Genomic DNA, 17401 nt, shown 5'->3' on the forward strand with positions numbered 1-17401 from the left:
ACTTTCAAGAAAATTTTTCAAGGAGTTTATATGAGAAAAGCAATTTTCTTATCTTTAAGTGCTTTTTCTTTAATGTTTGCAAATGAGCTTAAAATAGCTGGTTCATCTACGGTTTATCCATTTACTAGTTTTGTAGCAGAAGAATATGCAGCTGTGAAAAATACTAGAACGCCAGTGGTTGAAAGTATAGGAACCGGCGGCGGATTTAAAGTTTTTTGTGAAAATAAAATAGATGTTGCAAATGCTTCAAGGGCTATTAAGCCAAGCGAATTTGATGTTTGTAAAAAAAATGGGGTTAAAGATGTCTTAGGTGTTATGATAGGTTACGATGGCATAGTTTTAGCTCAAAATAAAAGCAACATACCTCTAAATGTTACTATGAAACAACTTTTTTTAGCTCTTGCTAAGGATATTCCTCAAAATGGAAAATTAATCCCAAATCCTTATAAAAACTGGAATGAAATCGACCCTTCTTTACCAAAAAGAAAAATTTCAATTTATGGACCACCTTCAAGCTCAGGGACAAGAGATACTATAGAGGAGCTTTTGCTTGTAAAGCAGTCTAAGAATTTCAAAGAATACGGAAAAGAATCTGGAAAATATAAAACCATAAGACAAGATGGCGTTTATATACCAAGCGGAGAAAATGATAATTTAATAGTAACTAAGCTTGTGGCTGATAAAGATGCTGTAGGGCTTTTTGGCTACGGATTTTTAGCCTCTAATAAGGACAAAATTTCAGCCGCAAAGATAGATAATATAGAAGCAAATGAAAAAAATATTTCAGAAGGCAAATACTCCCTAGCAAGATCCTTATACATATATGTAAATGCTAAAAACAAGGCTGCTATAGACTTTGCAAAGCTTTATATGAGTGATGATTTATCTGCTGCTAATGGTGAGTTATCAAAGATAGGTTTGGTTCCTTTGAATGCTGATGAGCTTAAGAAAACTCAAGAACATATAAATAATGCCGGTATTTTAAATGATGATTTAGTGAAAGCGGGTAAGGTATTTTGATAAGAGAAAAGCTTATAAAATTTAGTCTTTTTCTATGTGCTTTGGTAAGCGTTGTGGTGAGTTTTGCCATTATGCTTACTGTGCTTATAGAAGCTCTTAAATTTTTCCAAAAAGAAAGTATTTTTACTTTCTTGTTTTCTACTCAATGGGCTGCTGATGCGGCTTTTGTATCTATAGATGGGACAACCGGACACGGTGTATTCGGGGCTGCTTCTTTGTTTTGGGGCACCTTTTATATCTCTGTTATAGCTATGATAACAGCTCTTCCTTTAGGTGTTATGTGTGCTATTTATCTTGGTTGCTTTGCTGGTAAAAAGTCCAAAAATTACTTAAAACCTGTTTTAGAAGTCATAGCAGGAATTCCTACCGTTGTTTTTGGATTTTTTGCTGTTATAGTTATAGCCCCTTTTATAGTTATGTTTTTTGGGGCTTTAGGTATAGAAGCTAGCTATGAAAGTGCTTTAGGAGCAGGTTTTATAATGGGTATAATGATAGTTCCTATAGTTGCGTCTTTGTCTCAAGACTGTATCGAGGCTGTTAATGCAAAAAGGATAAATGCGGCGTATGCACTTGGTATGACTAGAAAAGAAGTTGTTTTTGCTGTGGTTTTACCAGAGGCTATGCCAGGCATTATAGCTGCTTGTCTTTTAGCACTTTCAAGGGCATTGGGCGAAACTATGATAGTTGTTATGGCTGCTTCTTTAAGACCTAATATGAGCTTTAATTTTCTTGAAGATATGACAACGGTTACAGTGCATATAGTTCAAGCCTTGCAAGGAGATCAAGCTTTTGATAGTTCTTTAGCCTTGAGTGCTTTTTCTCTCGGGCTTTCTTTATTTATCATAACTCTTATTATAAATATGATAAGCGTTTATTTAATTAATAAATTTCATAAAGGAAAAAGTTTATGAAAATATTTTTAAAGCAACGCAAGAAATCATCTAAGAGATTTAAACTGTTTTGCAAAACAGGGCTTTATATAAATATGGTATTTTTGATAATATTTTTAGGAAGTATCACTTATCTTGCATTTCCAGCATTTAGTCAGACTTATGTTTTAATTAAAGAAGATAGCAATGATTCTGTTAAAAATTTATTATCAAGAACAGAAAGAAGAGTTTTAAGAACTGAGCAAAATTTAACTTTTCCAAGATGGATGCTTGCAAATTCTGAAGTTGATCAATTTGTTAAAAATAAATTTAACCGTCTTGAAGAATGGGATAGGTATCTAGTTTTTAGACTTATGCAAGAAAATGAGGTAAAAAGGAAATTTAATATATCTTTTTTTGCTAATGGAGATTCTAAGGTAGCACCCGAAAATTCTGGTATTTTAGCTTCCGTTGTAGGAACCTTGCTTTGTATGATTGTGTGTATGGTAGTAGCTGTGCCAATAGGTGTTGCTACGGCTATTTATTTAGAGGAATTTGCTAAACAAAATTTACTAACTCATACCATAGAGGTTTGCATAAATAATTTAGCAGGAATTCCTAGTATAATTTTCGGACTTTTAGGACTTGGTCTTTTTATAAATTTTTTTGGTATGCCACGTTCCTCTGCTCTTGTCGGCGGTCTTACCTTAGCGATAATGTCTCTTCCTATTATAATAGTATCTACAAAAGCAGCTTTAAAAAGTGTAGATGTGAGTATGAAAAATGCAGCCGAGGCACTAGGTTTTACAAAATGGCAAATGGTAAAAGGTATCATTTTGCCACTTGCTATGCCTATGATACTTACTGGTTCTATCTTAGCACTAGCCCAAGCTATAGGAGAAACTGCTCCTTTGATGATCATAGGTATGATAGCTTTTATACCTGATGTAGCTGCTTCTTTGAGTGAGCCAACAACGGTTTTACCTGCCTTGATTTATAATTGGGCTTCTATGCCAGAGAGGGCTTTTTTAGAAAGGGCTGCAGCCGGAATTTTAGTTCTTTTGGCTCTTTTAGTTGTGCTTAATCTAAGTGCGATACTCTTAAGAAAATACTTTCAAGGAAAACATTCGTGGTAGCAAAAGTAGTAAATTTAAATCTTTTTTATGGCAAAAAACAAGCTTTATTTGATATAAATATGCAGATAGCTAGAAATAAAATAACAGCTTTAATAGGTGCTTCTGGTTGTGGTAAATCCACTTTTCTTCGTTGTTTTAATAGAATGAATGATAAGATAGCAAAGATTAGCGGACTTGTAGAAGTCGGCGGCAAAGATGTTCGTTCTCAAGATGTTGTTGTGCTGAGAAAGAGGGTTGGTATGGTTTTTCAGCAACCAAATGTCTTTGTAAAAAGCATTTATGAAAATATAGCCTATGCACCTAGACTTCATCATATGATAAAGAGCAAAGATGAGGAAAGAGCTTTAGTTGAATCTTGTCTTAGAAAGGTTGGTTTATTTGAGGAAGTAAAAGATAAGCTTAAAACAAATGCTATGGCATTATCTGGAGGTCAGCAACAAAGACTTTGTATAGCTAGAGCTTTGGCTATAAATCCAAGCCTATTGTTACTTGATGAACCAACTTCAGCACTTGATCCTATCTCATCTGGCGTTATTGAGGAGCTTTTAAAAGAGCTTAGCCACAATCTTTCTATGATAATGGTTACTCATAATATGCAGCAAGGAAAACGTGTCGCTGATTACACTGCTTTTTTTCACTTAGGAGAGCTTGTAGAATTTGGGGAAAGTAAAGAATTTTTCGAAAATCCAAAGGAAGAAAAAACAAAGGCTTACTTAAGCGGTGCTTTTGGTTAATCTTGCTTTTATAAAGCTTTGTTTGATGTAAAAATACAATGCAAAACAAAGCCTCTTTGATTGAAAACGCTACGTTTAATTAGCTTTTAGTTTTGTTAATCTAATTGCAAAAGGCTCAAAAAATTCGAGCCTTTTATCAATCTTGTGTGATTTATTTTAAATTTTCAAAATCTTTCACAGCGTCAAGCTTTTCCCAAGGGTAATCTTTTTGTCCAACTTGTCCTCTTGATGCAACATCTGCATAAAGGAAGTTGTCTTTTCCTGGTTTGTCTAGATTAAATTTATTTTTTATCCAATTAGGTGTTAGAGGGTAGTTTTTCATTACGAAATCACTTAAAACATTATCATCGACTCCGTTGTTTGTCCCCATACAATCAACACTGACAGAGGTAGGCTCTGCAACCCCTATAGCATAGCTTAGTTGAACTACACATTTTTTTGCTAGTTTTGCTGCTACTATATTTTTAGCAATCCATCTAGCTGCATAAAGTCCGCTTCTATCAACTTTTGTATAGTCTTTGCTAGATTGTGCACCTCCTCCGATAGGAGAATAACCACCAAAACTATCAACTATAAGCTTTCTACCCGTTAAGCCACTATCGTGTAAAGAGCTATGATTTACATATTTTCCTGTCGGGTTTATTAGAATTCTAGTTTGTTCGGGGTGAAATAATTCTTTTGGCAAATCGCTTTCTAAAATAAGCTTCATAATGAGTTCTCTAAGCTCTTTTATATCCATACTTTCAACACAAGGGGCAGACACTACTATAGTGTGTATGCTTTGAGGCTTACAGTTTTCAAAATTATTCTTATTGGCATAGTCTATAGTAACTTGAGTTTTTATATCAACGCCTAATTTATCAGGGTGTTTTTTTGCAAACTCATACACCTTATCACAAAGTTTTCTAGCGTAAGAAATGGCTGCTGGCATATATTCATCAGCTTCGTTACTAGCAAAACCAAACATAATCCCTTGGTCTCCAGCTCCTATTTCGCCACTTTCTTGATCTACTCCTTGATTTATATCAGGGCTTTGCTCGTTTAAAAATACTAATACTTCTATATCATCAGGGTGCAAACACTGTAATTTTGTGAAGGCAGACTTTCCGTCATAGCCTATTTTTGCAAGTGCATTTTTAACAAGCTCATCATAATCTTTTTTACTAAGCTTATGTTTAGATTTTACCTCGCCACCGATGACAACTTTATTTCCCGCGACAAAGACTTCACTCGCCACCCTTGAGTCTTTGTCATTGCTCAAGAGTATATCCACTATTGTATCAGCGATAATGTCAGCACACTTATCAGGGTGTCCCGGACTAACTACTTCAGAAGTGAATAGATACATTTTTTTCCTTTCGGCATTTTTTGGTCTAAAAGACCGTTAGATTTTACTTAAAATTTATATATGTTAAGTTAAAAATTGCTAGAATCTAAAAAAATATCAAAGGTAAAAATGAGACATCTTATAAGCACAAGAGATTTTAGCAAAGATGAGGTTTTGGCTCTTTTTGATAGAGCTAGAGAATTTTTAGATGAAAAACCACGTACTTTACTCAAAGGAAAAAGTGTAACTACTATATTTTTTGAAAATTCTACAAGGACGCTATCTTCTTTTGAAACCGCAGCAAAAAGGCTTGATGCGAAGGTTTTAAGACTTGATGTATCAAGGTCAAGCTCTAGTAAAGGGGAAACTCTTTTTGATACAGCCGCAAATTTAGACGCTATGAATCCAAATGCTATAGTTGTTAGACATCAGCATTCAGGAGTTCCAAGTTTTTTAGCTAGATACGTAAAATGCCCAGTTTTAAACGGTGGAGATGGTAAGCACGCACATCCTACACAGGCTTTACTTGATTTATTTACTATAAACGAGCATTTTAGTGGAAATATAGAAGGTAAAAGAGTTTTGATAGTAGGAGATATAAAAAATTCAAGAGTAGCAGCTTCAAATATAGAGCTTTTATCTAGATTTAATTTTGATATAACGCTAGTAGCACCACCTCAATTTATGCCGAATGTAGATTTAAAAAAAACAAGCAATCTAAAAGAAGCTTTGGAAAATGCCGATATAATTATAAGCTTAAGAACTCAAACGGAAAGACATCAAAAACAAATTTATGGTTCTTTAAAAGATTATGCTAAGGATTATTGCATAAAAAAAGAGCTTATAAAGGATAAGGATATAATAATCTTACACCCAGGACCGGTGCATAGAAATATAGATATAAGCGACGAGGTTTTAGCTGATAAAAGATGTCTTGTTTTAAGACAGGTTAGCAACGGTGTGGCTATTAGAATGGCGGCTTTATTAAAGCTTATATTAGAGAGTTAAAGGGAATAATTATGAGTGCAAAATGGAATTTAAAGGATTTATTTAAAAGTGATGAGGATTTAAAATTAAAGCTTGAAATTCTTAAAAAAGACGCTTTAAGCTTTAGAGAAAATTATGAAAATAATCTTAAAAAAAGCGATATTTTTGGTGAAATAATACAAAAATACGAACAAATTCTAGAGGATTTAACTTTAGTAATGACTTATGCTTTTTTATGTTTTGCTGGTGATACTAGCAAGGGTTCTTTTTACGCAAGTTGTGAAAAAGAATGCAAAGAAATAGAGGAAAATCTACTTTTTTTTGAGCTAGAATTTTGTGAGCTTGATGAGGATTTAGCTAAAAAAATTATCGATGAAAACAAGTCTTATAGTTTTTATCTTTCAAATTTGCTTAAAAATAAAAAACATAATTTAAGCAAAAAAGAAGAAAGGATAATGCTTTTTTTATCTAGCACCGGAGCAGAAGCTTTTTCTAGATTATTTGATGAAAGTTTGACAAAAATAAAAGTTAAATTTGAAGGGAAAAAGCTAGGCATAGAGGAAATTTTAAGCAAACTTTATAGCAAAGATAGAAATGAGAGAAAAAAAGCTGCTAAAAATTTTAGTAAAAAATTAAAGAAAAATTCTGATTTATTAGCATATATATTAAATATGATAAGAGCCGAATTAAAAACAATTTCTAAGCTTCGTTCTTATGAAAATGCCGAACAAAGAAGACATATAAGCAATCAAATTTCACAAAAAAGTGTTGATTCTTTAATAAAGGTAAGTGAGGAAAATTTTGCCATAGTCGCAAAATACTACAAAAAGAAAAAGCAAATTTTAGGATTTAATGAGCTGAAAGATTATGATAGATACGCACCTATAGGCAAGGATTTTTCTTTATCTTATGAAAAAGCTAAGGATATAGTTTTAAAAGCATTTTATGATTTTTCAGATGTTTTTGGCGATATAGCTAAGGAGGCTTTTGAAAAAAATTGGATAGATGTTTATCCTGATTCTAAAAAAAGAGGAGGTGCTTTTTCTCATTCTGCTGTAAAAAAAGCCCATCCTTACATTCTTTTAAACTATACAAACAAAAGAAGAGATCTTTTTACCTTAGCCCACGAGCTTGGTCATAGTATCCACCAAAAACTTTCTTACAATGTTTCTTTTTTGAATCAAGATACGCCTTTAACTACAGCAGAAACAGCTTCAGTTTTCGCTGAAATGCTAATTTTTGACTATATAAAAAAAGACCTTAAAGCAGATGAGCTTATAGGGCTTTATGCTGCCAAGATAGAAGATATTTTTGCAACTCTTTTTAGACAGATAAATTTCACTACTTTTGAGAGACGAATTCATTCTATTGAAAATGAGTTATCAGTAGATGAGATAAGCAAAATTTGGTATGAAGAAGGCTCTAAGATGTTTAAAGATAGTGTAAAGCTGTCTAAGGATTATAGGTATTGGTGGGCTTATATACCACATTTTATCCATAGTCCTTTTTATTGTTATGCTTATTCTTATGCCCAACTTTTAGTTTTGGCTTTGTATGGGCTTTATAAAAACAAGGATAAGGATTTTAAAGATAAGTATATAAAAATGCTTTCAAGTGGCGGTAGTAAAGCACCAAATGAATTAATATCAGATTTTGGTTTTAATGTAGATAGTGAGGATTTTTGGAAAATTGGTATGAAAGAGATAGAAAAATTAGTTAATGAATTTATGGAGTTGAGATAGTGGTTTATGATTTTTTAAAAAGCAAAGAGTTTTCTGGACTAATGCTTAGAAACTGTTATGAAATTTTGGTTTTACTTACTTCAAAATCACAAGCTTTTCACATTATATGTGATGCACGTTTTGTGAATTATAGTCCGATTTTACCAGAAGGATATGTTGATACGCATCTTTCATACATAGTATTTTACATATCAGATGAAAGTGTTGGCTCTTTTTATTTTGACGAGAACAAGCTTAGCTTTGAAGCTTGTTTTGGTGCGGATAATTTTGTTAGCTTAGTAACTGTAAATTTAAAAGGTGTAAGCAAAATTCAAATTCAAAGAGATATTGTTTTTGTAAATTCTGCCTTTTATGAACAAGATGAACAAGATCTTTTGCAAGAGTCTTCAAGTGCTTTTATAAATAATCCAAAAAATAAAGATATTTTTAAAAGATGAATCTTTTCGACGGGCTTAATGAAAGACAACGCGAAGCTGCAAGCCATATAGATGGGGCACTTTTGATTCTAGCTGGAGCTGGTTCTGGCAAGACTAAAACTATAACCACAAGGCTTGCTTATTTAATAGATGAGGTAGGCATAAGTCCTAATAATACACTCACTTTGACATTTACAAACAAAGCAGCACATACTATGAAAAAACGTGCTTTGTCTATGATGAGATCATCTTATTCTCCTTTGCTTTGCACTTTTCATAAATTTGCACTCTTATTTTTAAAACTTCATATAGATAAATTAGGACTTCAAAATGCTTTTAAGGTAATAGATGCTGATGATAGCAAAAAGATCATCAAAGAACTTTTAAGCCCTGAAGTAAAGCTTAGCCCTTACCAGGCTGCTGATATGATTTCAAATTTTAAAAATAGCCTTATTAGTGTTGAAAAGGCTTATGAGCATTTAGAAAAAAACACAAATCCTAATCTATTTAAAAACGAATACATAAAGCTTTATAAACTGTATCAAGAAAGCCTTAAAAAGTATTCTTATTTAGACTTTGATGATCTTCTTTTGATGAGCTATGAATTGCTTAAAAGCGACGGTCGTTTTGCAAGCGAACAAAGTAAATTGTATCAATATATAACTGTTGATGAGTATCAAGATACAAATTCATTGCAGTATGAAATTTTAAAACTACTTTGCAAAGAGCATTCAAATTTGTGTGTTGTTGGCGATGATGATCAAAGTATTTATTCTTGGCGTGGTGCTAGAATAGAAAATATTTTAAATTTCACTGATGATTTCAAAGATGCTAAAATAGTAAAGCTAGAGCATAATTATCGCTCAAGTGCCAAAATTTTAGACGCTGCAAACAAACTTATATCCAACAACACCAAAAGACTAGGCAAAATTTTAATCCCAACCAAAGACAAGGGAGATGATATAATCTTTTTGAAAAACGAAAACGACAAAGATGAAGCTGCTGAAATTGTGAGACTTATAAGAAGGGAAGTTAAAAATGGAACAAAGCTCAATGAAATAGCAGTTTTATACAGAAGAAATTCGCTCTCTAGTATATTAGATAATGAGCTTAGAAAAGAAAAAATACCTTATAAAATTTTAAGTGGATTAAAATTTCACGAGAGATTAGAGATAAAAGACGCAGTAGCTTATCTTAGATTGATCTCAAATACAAATGACGATTTTTCTTTTAAACGTATAATAAACGTGCCAAAAAGAGGGCTTGGTAAAGCTTTTGTCTCAAAATTAGAGCATTATGCTAAAATCAATAAAATTTCTTTATTTGATAGCATTTTTTATTGTCTTGAAAATGGAATTTTTTCAAAAGAAATTTCAGCCAGGATAAGCGAATTTGCTTTATCCATTTTAGACCTTCAAAAGTCAAATTTAAGCGATATTATAAAATCTTTAGAGGATGTTTTTGCTTTAAGCTCTGTTTATGATGAGGACTATAAACAGGAAAATTTACAGCTTTTATATAAAGAATTTCAAGATAGCATAAAGAGAAATTCTTACAAAGATTTAAATGATTTATTAAGTGATTTTTCATTGCAAGGAGAACAAGATAATATAAATGAAAATGAGGACTGTGTTTATTTGATGAGCGTTCATGCTAGTAAGGGGCTTGAATTTGATGTTGTATTTGTTATAGGGCTTGAAAATGGAAATTTTCCAATTAGCTTAGATAATGAAGAAGAAAGACGTTTGGCTTATGTTGCCATAACAAGAGCCAAAAAAAAACTTTTTTTAAGCACTGCTTCTACTAGAAATGTTAGAACTAGCGTGATAGAAGGAAGTAGTGTGTTTTTAGAAGAATTAAATTTATTAGATGAAAAAATACACAATAATACAAATTTTAAAAAAGGAGACTTGGTGCAACATAAAATTTTTGGCATAGGTAGAATTTTAGACCTTAGAAAAGAAGGAAAAGATATAAGGCTTGATATAATTTTTGGTGGTATTACTAGAAACAATATTTTAAGTGATGCGTTAAAGAAGATATGAACAAACTTTTTGTAGCATACAAGCCAAGAGATATAAGCTCAAATGATTACCTTCAAACTCTTAAAAAAAAATATGGTGCTAAAAAAGCTGGATATGCAGGGACACTTGATCCTTTTGCAAGAGGCACTTTGATAGTAGCTTTTGGAGCTTTTACTAAGCTTTTTCGCTTTTTGGATAAGGAGCCAAAAGTATATGAATGCACTATTTGGCTTGGGGCATACTCTCTTAGTTTAGATGATAAAAATATTCAAAAAATAGACACTTTGAAAGAATTTACTTTAACAGAATTTGAAAAAATAAGAAAAGAATTACTTGGAGAAGTGGTTTTTATACCACCTTCTTTTTCAGCAAAGAGAATAAATGGCAAAAGAGCTTATGAATTTGCCAAAAGGAATGAAAAGGTAGATTTAAAAGAATGCAAAATGCAAATATATGAAAGTGAAATTTTAGACTATCAACATCCATTTTTAAGACTTAGACTAACGGTCAGTGAAGGAGCTTATATAAGATCATACTGTGAGCTTTTTGCAAATAAATTAGGAATAAATGCTACATTAAAAGAGCTTGAAAGATTAAGAGAGGGAAAATTTGTTTATGAAAATGAAAAAGAATTAGACATTTTAGAACACCTGTGCATAAAAGAAAATTACATTTCAGATTTAGATAAACTTCAAAATGGAACAAAACTTTATAAACAAGACTTAAAATTTAAAGAAAATGGACGATATTTTATAAGAGCCAATGGATATTTCAGTATAATTGAGCTTATAGATGAAAATGTAAAATACATAATTAATAAGGTGGAAAAATGTTAATTTTAAGCAGAAAAGAAAATGAAAGCATAAGTATTGGTAAAGATATAGAAATAACAGTAATTCAGACTAACAAAACCTATACAAAAATAGGCATAAAAGCACCTAAAAGTTCTATTATCTTAAGAAAAGAGCTTGTAGATGAGATAAAAGATGATAATTTGCATTCTATAGTCTCTGATGATGTTAAGCTTGATGATTTAAGTAAAAAATTAAAACAATGAAAGCAAAAGCAAAAATAAATGCATTTTTAAAAATACTTGGCTTAGATGACAGAAAATATCATTTTATAAGCTCTCGTTTTATACTTGTTGATGAACTTTATGATGAACTTATTTTCACAAAAGACAAACAAAATGATGGTTTTGAGATAATAAGCAATTTTCACTGCGATGATAACATCATAGAAAAAGCTTTTAATCTCCTTTGCAACAGTGGCTTTAAAAATGAACTTGATGAATTTTTTAAAATTCACAGTTTAAAACTCATTAAAAATATACCAACTTGTGCCGGTCTTGGTGGTGGAAGTAGTGATGCTGCGTGTTTTTTAAAAATGATGAATGAAGCTTTAAATTTAAAACTAAGCAAGAATGATTTGATAAAACTTTCTATCAAACTTGGTTCTGATGTAGCTTTTTTTTTAAGCGACTTTAAAAGTGCAAATGTAAGTGGCTTTGGCGAAATAATTAGCGAATTTGATGATGATGAGTTTAAATTTAAACTAGTATTTCCTGATGTAAAATGTGAAACCCCACTAGTTTATAAAGAATTTGATAGTTTAAAAGATTTTGTATTAGATGAAAAAAAGATAAAGCTATTTGAAGCTTTAAAAACAAGAGAACTTTTTTCTTTTAAAAATACGGTTTTAAATGATTTATTTACTCCTTGTGTAAGTTTATATCCTAAAATGTCTTACTTTATGAATAATGGGTATTTTTTAAGCGGCAGTGGTAGTAGTGTTTTTGAGGTGTTAAGTGAAGATAATAGCTAGAAATAAAAAAGCTTTGTTTGATTTTACTATACTTGAAAAATTTGAAGCCGGTATTGTCTTAAAAGGTAGCGAAGTTGTGGCTCTTAGACAGGGCAGGGCAAATTTAAAAGATAGTTTTGTAAGAATCATAAAAGGAGAGCTTTTTCTTTTAAATTCGCATATATCTCATCTTAGCACCACAAATGTCCATTACAGACACGATGAAAGAGCTCCTAGAAAACTTCTAATGCATAAAAAGGAGATAAATAGATTGTTTGGCAAGGTTTCGCAACAGGGATTTACTATGCTTGCTCTTGATTTGTATTTTAATAAAAAAAACAAAGTAAAATCCACAATAGCTTTAGCCAAAGGTAAAACTTTATACGATAAACGAGAGGTCTTAAAGAAAAAACAAGCTGATTTAGAAGCTAAGATCGCTATGAAAAATTATAAATGAAAGGATTATTGTGAACAAAATAATTATATTTTTACTTTTTGCTTTTATTTTTACTTCCTGTTCTAATGAAGAGCCGATAAAAGATGATTTTGCTTTTGAAAGGTTTAAGCTTGGTGAAAAGATAAGCTTAGAAAACGTTCATGGAGGAAACAAAACTATTGTTCGCACTGAAAAAGGCTTTGTTATAGAGGGCGAGGAGGATAAATTTATACTTTTTGATTTTTTTGGAACTTTTTGTCAGCCTTGCAAGGAAGAAGCTGCTTTTTTGACTGATTTGTGGAAGGAAAATTCTAAACATTTGGTTTTGATTGGACTTGATCATTTTGAAGAAGTTAGCGATGATGAGGTTAAAAAATTCGCACACGATTACGGAGCTTATTATTTTTTAAGCAATTCGCCTAAAAATCAAAGAATTATATCTCAAATTTTAGAAGATATTAATTACGCAAATATGGAACAGCTACCGTTTAAGGTTTTGCTTTACAAAGGAGAATACCAAACTGTAAGCGATTATTACCGTCCTGAAAATAAAAATGGACTTAAATTTTATCTTGGCTCTGTGCCAATTTCTGTTATAAACAATGATATAAATACTATACTTAATGCAGGTGTAAAATGAACGAGCTACAAGAAGATATTAGTTTAAAACTAGATGAACCAAAAATGTTTAAAGTTCTTCTTTTAAATGACGATGTTACTACTATGGATTTTGTGGTGCAGGTTTTAATGGATATATTTCACTACGATATAGAAAAAGCGAGTAGGATAATGCTTGAAATACACCATTTAGGCAAAGGTTTGTGCGGGGTTTATACGCAAGAAATCGCACTTAGCAAACAAAGACAAGTTATAAATGCCGCTATGAAGGCAAATTTTCCACTTAGGGTAGAATTGGAAGAAGAATGAAATTTCAAGAAAATTTACAAAAATATTTAATAAATGCAAAACATTTTTCAGCTATAAATAAACACGAATTTATTACTTGTGAGCATGTGCTTTTTGCTATGTTAAAGCTTAGTCCTGATTTTGAGCAAATTTTTAAAAGTTGTGCTGATGGCGAGTTGGAGATTTTGGAAAATGAATTAAAAAATCATATAGCTCATAAGAATCAAATTTTAAGCAAAGAAATAGAGCCAGTTCATTCTGTTGTATTGGAAGACATCTTGTCATCTTTGTGTTCTGCGGATAGAAATTTTGATGATTTAAAAGTTATCGATTTTATAGAAGGTCTTAGCAAAGATGATAGGACTTATTCTAAATTTCTTTTAGATAAGCATAATTTGGATATAAAAAAATTAGAACACATAAAAAAAGAGGACGAATCACAGGCTTTAAGATCCTTTACTATAGACCTTGTTGAATTAGCTAAAAATTCAAAGCTAGATCCTTTAATAGGTAGAAGTTTTGAGCTTGAAAGAATGATTCAAATTTTAAGCAGAAGAAAGAAAAATAATCCTATTTTAGTCGGTGAAGCAGGTGTTGGAAAAACGGCTATAGTAGAGGGATTGGCTTTGGCTATACACGAGCAAAAAGTGCCACAACACTTAAAAAATGCTAGAATTTTTAGTCTTGATATAAGCTCTTTGCTTTCAGGCACTAAGTATAGAGGAGATTTTGAAAAAAGACTAAAGGATATAGTAAAAGAGCTTTCATCGCTGCCAAATTCCATACTTTTTATAGATGAAATTCATACTATAGTTGGAGCAGGTGCTGCAAATGAAAGTCATTTAGATATGTCAAATCTCTTAAAACCTGCACTTAGCAACGGGACTTTAAAATGCATAGGTGCTACTACATTTTTAGAATACAAAAATAGCTTTGATAAAAACAAGGCTCTTTCACGTCGTTTTGCTAAGATAGATGTAGATGAACCTAGCAAAGATGAATGTTTGCTCATACTTAAAGGCTTACAAGGAAAGTATGAGGCTTTTCACGATATAAAATTTGATAATTCCGTTTTAGAGCAAAGTGTTGATCTAGGTAAAAAAATATTTTCTGATAAATGCTTACCAGATTCTGCTATAGATTTATTAGATGAATTAGGAGCTTATTTTAAACTAAAACAAACAAGAAAAAAAACAGCTACCTTGAAAGATTTAGAGCTTGTCTTAGCTAGAATGACGCATTCTCATAAAATTTTTGAACTTGATAAAGCAAAAATGCTAAAAAATTTAGAAACTTCTTTAAAAGAAGAAATTTTTGGTCAAGATGAAGCTATAAAAGAGCTTTGTTCTACCATAAAATTATCATACGCTGGTTTAAAAGCTGAAAATACTCCAAAGGGAGTTTTCTTATTTACTGGATCTAGCGGGGTTGGTAAAACAGAACTTTGCAAGGTTTTGGCTAATACTTTAGGTTTAAATTTAGAAAGATTTGATATGAGTGAATATGCAGAAAAGCATACTGTAAGTAGATTAATAGGTGCTCCAGCTGGTTATGTAGGCTATGATGAGGGAGGGCTTTTAAGCAATGCCATTAGAAAAAATCCATTTTCTGTGATACTGTTTGATGAGATAGAAAAGGCACATCCTGATTTGAGTAATACATTTTTACAAATTTTTGATAATGCCACCTTGACTGATAGTAGCGGTTTAAAGGTTGATTTTAGAAATTGCATTATAGTTATGACCTCAAATTTAGGCTTAAAGGAAAGCAATTATATGGGCTTTTTAGGCGATAAAGAGGATAAAGCACAAAGGGCTATAAGCGAGTTTTTTGCACCAGAATTTATAAATAGAATAGATAAAATTATACATTTTAATGATTTAGATGATGAGGTTTTATCTAAGATAGTTCAAAAAGAGCTTGATAATTTAAGCTCTAGACTTAAAAACATAATAATAAAAGCAGATAATAAAGCAAAGCTTTATTTGGCTAAAAAGGCTTATAAGAAGGAATTTGGGGTGCGTTTGCTAAAAAGAATTATAGCAAGTGAAATATCTGAAAAAATTAGCGATGAGCTATTATTTGGTAAGCTGAAAAAAGGCGGCATTGTAGAGCTTAAGCTAGATAAAAATGGTGCTTTAGAACTTGTATTCTGACCTCTTAAAAGCTCCAAAAGATTCGCCTGTATTTTTGAGCGAAGACTTAGACCCAATTTTTATGCTAAAAGCTTATTCTTTTGGGCTTTTTCCTTGGAGTACTTCCCCTGTTACTTGGTGGTGTCCTGATCCTAGAATGATACTTTTTCCAAAGGATATTTATAGACAAAAAAGTATTAGAAGATTTTTTAAATTTTATGAATGCAAACTAGATGAAAATACTATGGCACTTATTAAATTGTGTGCTGATACTAGAGAGCTTAGTTGGATAGATGAGCATTTTATTAAAGCTTATGAAAAGCTTTTAGACTTGGGATTTTTGCATTCTTTAGAGCTTTATGATAAAGATGAGCTTGTTGGAGGAATTTATGGGCTTATTATAGGAAAGATTTTTTTTGCAGAAAGTATGGTAAGCATTAGAAAAAATGTTTCTAAGATAGCTATGATAAAGCTTTGTGATATTTTAGAGCCTTATGACTTTTTGATAGATTGTCAAGTTTATAACAAGCATTTAGAATTTATGGGTGCAAAAGTATATAAAAGAAAAAAATTCTTAGAGCTTTTAGAGGATATGGTGCAAAAAGACAGCGGTTTTACAAATTTTAAAAGCATACTTTAAAACAGTGTATTTTTGCATCAAATTAAATATTTATTTAAGAGCTATTTCCCCTTTTTATATTTCCTAGATACCTATAAACGCTTGGTTCTGAAAGTTTTAAAAATTTAGCTACTACACTGATTGTGCCTTTTACGTTAAAAATACCCTTTTTATATAAAGTATTTATTATATTTTGCTTTTGTTCGGCTGTAAGTAGATAATCAGACTCTAGGTATTTAGCATCTACATATTGTGCTAAGATTTCTTCTATAGAGTGGTTTAAAACTTCTACATTTTTATTATCTTCTTGCTTTAAATTCAAAAAAGAACTCATATCATCTAGCTTTTCTATGTCTATTATTTTAGCTACTACATCCCTCATTTCGCTTGTATCGTAATTTATGCACAGTATGCCTTCTATTTTATCTTTATCCTTTATAAAAAAAGTCGAACCTCTTACCATTTTATCTTTATTTACCATAGCTTTATAATCGCACAAGAAATCTTTATCTAAATAAGCTTTATTTTGCACCAGCTCGCTAGCAAATGCCGTAAGAGGTGAATTTGTAGTCCTTCCACTTACGTGATTATTCTCAATAGCTGCTATATACGCACCGCTTTCTTCTATAACGTGAAAAACTATCTCATAACGCTTTCCTAGCACCTGTCCTAAAAATTTACATAGTTTAAAAAAAAATTCCTTCTTTTCTGCTCTCATTTTTTTACCTTGATAATATTTGATTTTATTATGTAAATTTTCTAATTCTATAAAACAGAAGTAAATAAAATATAAAAATCTATTGACAAATTATTTTTATAATAATAAAATATTATAAATTATTTTAGTGAAGGAGATATTATGCAAAATTACCCAGAGGCTATTGGTCCATATTCGGTTTATAAGGAAGCAAATGGTTTTTTATTCGTTTCAGGACAAATCCCTATAAATCCTAAAAGTAAAGAGATAGATAGCTCGGATATAAAAGAACAGGCAAAACAAAGTTTAAAAAACATCGAAGCTATTTTGAAAGAAAATAATTTAAGCTTTGCAGATGTTGTAAAAACAACTGTGTTTTTAACTGATATAAATGATTTTGCTAGTGTAAATGAGGTTTATGCTGAATTTTTTGTCGCTCCTTATCCTGCACGTTCTGCTATCGCAGTGAAAGATTTACCAAGAGGTGCAAAGGTTGAGATAGAAATAATAGCAATAAAAAACAAAAAGTAAGCAAATTTATTAAGGATTT

Annotated in this window: 19 protein-coding genes; 17 read left to right on the forward strand and 2 right to left on the reverse strand. The window is 31.2% G+C overall.

What is annotated here, in order from left to right; genetic code table 11:
* Window positions 1–30 precede the first annotated feature (30 nt).
* From Q0J35_RS03430 to pstB, 4 genes are read left to right on the forward strand one after another with little or no spacing between them, the layout of a single operon-like run.
* Window positions 31–1020: a substrate-binding domain-containing protein gene (locus Q0J35_RS03430; RefSeq protein WP_297193143.1), complete on the forward strand. Its 990-nt coding sequence runs from the start codon at window positions 31–33 to the stop codon at window positions 1018–1020.
* Window positions 1017–1931: a phosphate ABC transporter permease subunit PstC gene (gene pstC / locus Q0J35_RS03435; protein WP_297193144.1), complete on the forward strand. Its 915-nt coding sequence runs from the start codon at window positions 1017–1019 to the stop codon at window positions 1929–1931. The genes Q0J35_RS03430 and pstC overlap by 4 nt, the downstream gene beginning before the upstream one ends.
* A complete protein-coding gene (gene pstA / locus Q0J35_RS03440) occupies window positions 1928–3025 on the forward strand; it encodes a phosphate ABC transporter permease PstA (RefSeq protein ID WP_094325361.1) in 1098 nt (365 codons plus the stop codon). The genes pstC and pstA overlap by 4 nt, the downstream gene beginning before the upstream one ends.
* The gene (gene pstB, locus Q0J35_RS03445) at window positions 3019–3759 is read left to right on the forward strand and encodes a phosphate ABC transporter ATP-binding protein PstB (RefSeq protein WP_297193145.1); all 741 of its coding nucleotides are present in this window, start codon (window positions 3019–3021) and stop codon (window positions 3757–3759) included. The genes pstA and pstB overlap by 7 nt, the downstream gene beginning before the upstream one ends.
* 151 nt (window positions 3760–3910) lie before the next feature.
* Here the strand turns inward: pstB and metK are convergent, their stop codons facing one another.
* A complete protein-coding gene (gene metK, locus Q0J35_RS03450; RefSeq protein ID WP_297193146.1) occupies window positions 3911–5107 on the reverse strand; it encodes a methionine adenosyltransferase in 1197 nt (398 codons plus the stop codon).
* Window positions 5108–5215: 108 nt separating this feature from the next.
* Here metK and Q0J35_RS03455 point away from each other — a divergent pair, with 108 nt between their 5' ends.
* Genes Q0J35_RS03455 through aat form a run of 12 tightly spaced genes read left to right on the forward strand, consistent with a single transcriptional unit; the run spans window position 5216 to window position 16175 of the window.
* Window positions 5216–6094, forward strand: coding sequence for an aspartate carbamoyltransferase catalytic subunit (locus Q0J35_RS03455; protein WP_297193147.1), 879 nt, complete (start codon window positions 5216–5218; stop codon window positions 6092–6094).
* 11 nt (window positions 6095–6105) lie between these two features.
* Window positions 6106–7815, forward strand: a complete 1710-nt coding sequence (locus Q0J35_RS03460) for a M3 family oligoendopeptidase (protein WP_297193148.1) — start codon at window positions 6106–6108, stop codon at window positions 7813–7815.
* Window positions 7815–8252 carry a hypothetical protein gene (locus Q0J35_RS03465; protein ID WP_297193149.1) on the forward strand — a complete coding sequence of 146 codons (438 nt, stop codon included), beginning with the start codon at window positions 7815–7817 and terminating at the stop codon, window positions 8250–8252. Before Q0J35_RS03460 ends, Q0J35_RS03465 begins: the two co-directional genes overlap by 1 nt.
* Entirely contained in the window at window positions 8249–10276 is a 2028-nt protein-coding gene (locus tag Q0J35_RS03470) for a UvrD-helicase domain-containing protein (RefSeq protein ID WP_297193150.1), read from the forward strand. Before Q0J35_RS03465 ends, Q0J35_RS03470 begins: the two co-directional genes overlap by 4 nt.
* A complete protein-coding gene (gene truB / locus Q0J35_RS03475; protein ID WP_297193151.1) occupies window positions 10273–11091 on the forward strand; it encodes a tRNA pseudouridine(55) synthase TruB in 819 nt (272 codons plus the stop codon). The genes Q0J35_RS03470 and truB overlap by 4 nt, the downstream gene beginning before the upstream one ends.
* Complete coding sequence (locus Q0J35_RS03480) at window positions 11085–11312, forward strand: carbon storage regulator (protein WP_297193152.1); 228 nt, start codon at window positions 11085–11087, stop codon at window positions 11310–11312. Before truB ends, Q0J35_RS03480 begins: the two co-directional genes overlap by 7 nt.
* Entirely contained in the window at window positions 11309–12079 is a 771-nt protein-coding gene (locus Q0J35_RS03485; protein WP_297193153.1) for a 4-(cytidine 5'-diphospho)-2-C-methyl-D-erythritol kinase, read from the forward strand. The genes Q0J35_RS03480 and Q0J35_RS03485 overlap by 4 nt, the downstream gene beginning before the upstream one ends.
* Window positions 12063–12515, forward strand: a complete 453-nt coding sequence (gene smpB / locus Q0J35_RS03490; protein WP_297193154.1) for an SsrA-binding protein SmpB — start codon at window positions 12063–12065, stop codon at window positions 12513–12515. Before Q0J35_RS03485 ends, smpB begins: the two co-directional genes overlap by 17 nt.
* A 10-nt stretch (window positions 12516–12525) precedes the next feature.
* The gene (locus Q0J35_RS03495) at window positions 12526–13134 is read left to right on the forward strand and encodes a thioredoxin domain-containing protein (RefSeq protein WP_297193155.1); all 609 of its coding nucleotides are present in this window, start codon (window positions 12526–12528) and stop codon (window positions 13132–13134) included.
* Window positions 13131–13421, forward strand: coding sequence for an ATP-dependent Clp protease adaptor ClpS (locus Q0J35_RS03500; RefSeq protein ID WP_297193156.1), 291 nt, complete (start codon window positions 13131–13133; stop codon window positions 13419–13421). The genes Q0J35_RS03495 and Q0J35_RS03500 overlap by 4 nt, the downstream gene beginning before the upstream one ends.
* Window positions 13418–15556 carry an AAA family ATPase gene (locus Q0J35_RS03505; RefSeq protein ID WP_297193157.1) on the forward strand — a complete coding sequence of 713 codons (2139 nt, stop codon included), beginning with the start codon at window positions 13418–13420 and terminating at the stop codon, window positions 15554–15556. The genes Q0J35_RS03500 and Q0J35_RS03505 overlap by 4 nt, the downstream gene beginning before the upstream one ends.
* Window positions 15546–16175 (forward strand): leucyl/phenylalanyl-tRNA--protein transferase, encoded by a 630-nt coding sequence (gene aat / locus Q0J35_RS03510; protein ID WP_297193158.1) that lies wholly within the window; start codon window positions 15546–15548, stop codon window positions 16173–16175. The genes Q0J35_RS03505 and aat overlap by 11 nt, the downstream gene beginning before the upstream one ends.
* Before the next feature lie 34 nt (window positions 16176–16209).
* Here the strand turns inward: aat and Q0J35_RS03515 are convergent, their stop codons facing one another.
* Window positions 16210–16872, reverse strand: coding sequence for a PAS domain-containing protein (locus Q0J35_RS03515; protein ID WP_297193159.1), 663 nt, complete (start codon window positions 16870–16872; stop codon window positions 16210–16212).
* A gap of 141 nt (window positions 16873–17013) precedes the next feature.
* Here Q0J35_RS03515 and Q0J35_RS03520 point away from each other — a divergent pair, with 141 nt between their 5' ends.
* Window positions 17014–17382: a RidA family protein gene (locus tag Q0J35_RS03520; RefSeq protein ID WP_297193160.1), complete on the forward strand. Its 369-nt coding sequence runs from the start codon at window positions 17014–17016 to the stop codon at window positions 17380–17382.
* The last annotated feature ends 19 nt before the right edge of the window (window positions 17383–17401 follow it).

Source organism: uncultured Campylobacter sp. (assembly GCF_944323605.1).
GTDB lineage: Bacteria > Campylobacterota > Campylobacteria > Campylobacterales > Campylobacteraceae > Campylobacter_D.

Coding starts and splice junctions, on each gene's coding strand:
- Q0J35_RS03430 (WP_297193143.1), top strand. CDS start 31: ATGAGAAAAGCAATTTTCTTATCTTTAAGTGCTTTTTCTTTAATGTTT.
- pstA (WP_094325361.1), top strand. CDS start 1,928: ATGAAAATATTTTTAAAGCAACGCAAGAAATCATCTAAGAGATTTAAA.
- metK (WP_297193146.1), bottom strand. CDS start 5,107: ATGTATCTATTCACTTCTGAAGTAGTTAGTCCGGGACACCCTGATAAG.
- Q0J35_RS03455 (WP_297193147.1), top strand. CDS start 5,216: ATGAGACATCTTATAAGCACAAGAGATTTTAGCAAAGATGAGGTTTTG.
- Q0J35_RS03460 (WP_297193148.1), top strand. CDS start 6,106: ATGAGTGCAAAATGGAATTTAAAGGATTTATTTAAAAGTGATGAGGAT.
- Q0J35_RS03470 (WP_297193150.1), top strand. CDS start 8,249: ATGAATCTTTTCGACGGGCTTAATGAAAGACAACGCGAAGCTGCAAGC.
- truB (WP_297193151.1), top strand. CDS start 10,273: ATGAACAAACTTTTTGTAGCATACAAGCCAAGAGATATAAGCTCAAAT.
- Q0J35_RS03480 (WP_297193152.1), top strand. CDS start 11,085: ATGTTAATTTTAAGCAGAAAAGAAAATGAAAGCATAAGTATTGGTAAA.
- Q0J35_RS03485 (WP_297193153.1), top strand. CDS start 11,309: ATGAAAGCAAAAGCAAAAATAAATGCATTTTTAAAAATACTTGGCTTA.
- Q0J35_RS03500 (WP_297193156.1), top strand. CDS start 13,131: ATGAACGAGCTACAAGAAGATATTAGTTTAAAACTAGATGAACCAAAA.
- Q0J35_RS03505 (WP_297193157.1), top strand. CDS start 13,418: ATGAAATTTCAAGAAAATTTACAAAAATATTTAATAAATGCAAAACAT.
- Q0J35_RS03515 (WP_297193159.1), bottom strand. CDS start 16,872: ATGAGAGCAGAAAAGAAGGAATTTTTTTTTAAACTATGTAAATTTTTA.
- Q0J35_RS03520 (WP_297193160.1), top strand. CDS start 17,014: ATGCAAAATTACCCAGAGGCTATTGGTCCATATTCGGTTTATAAGGAA.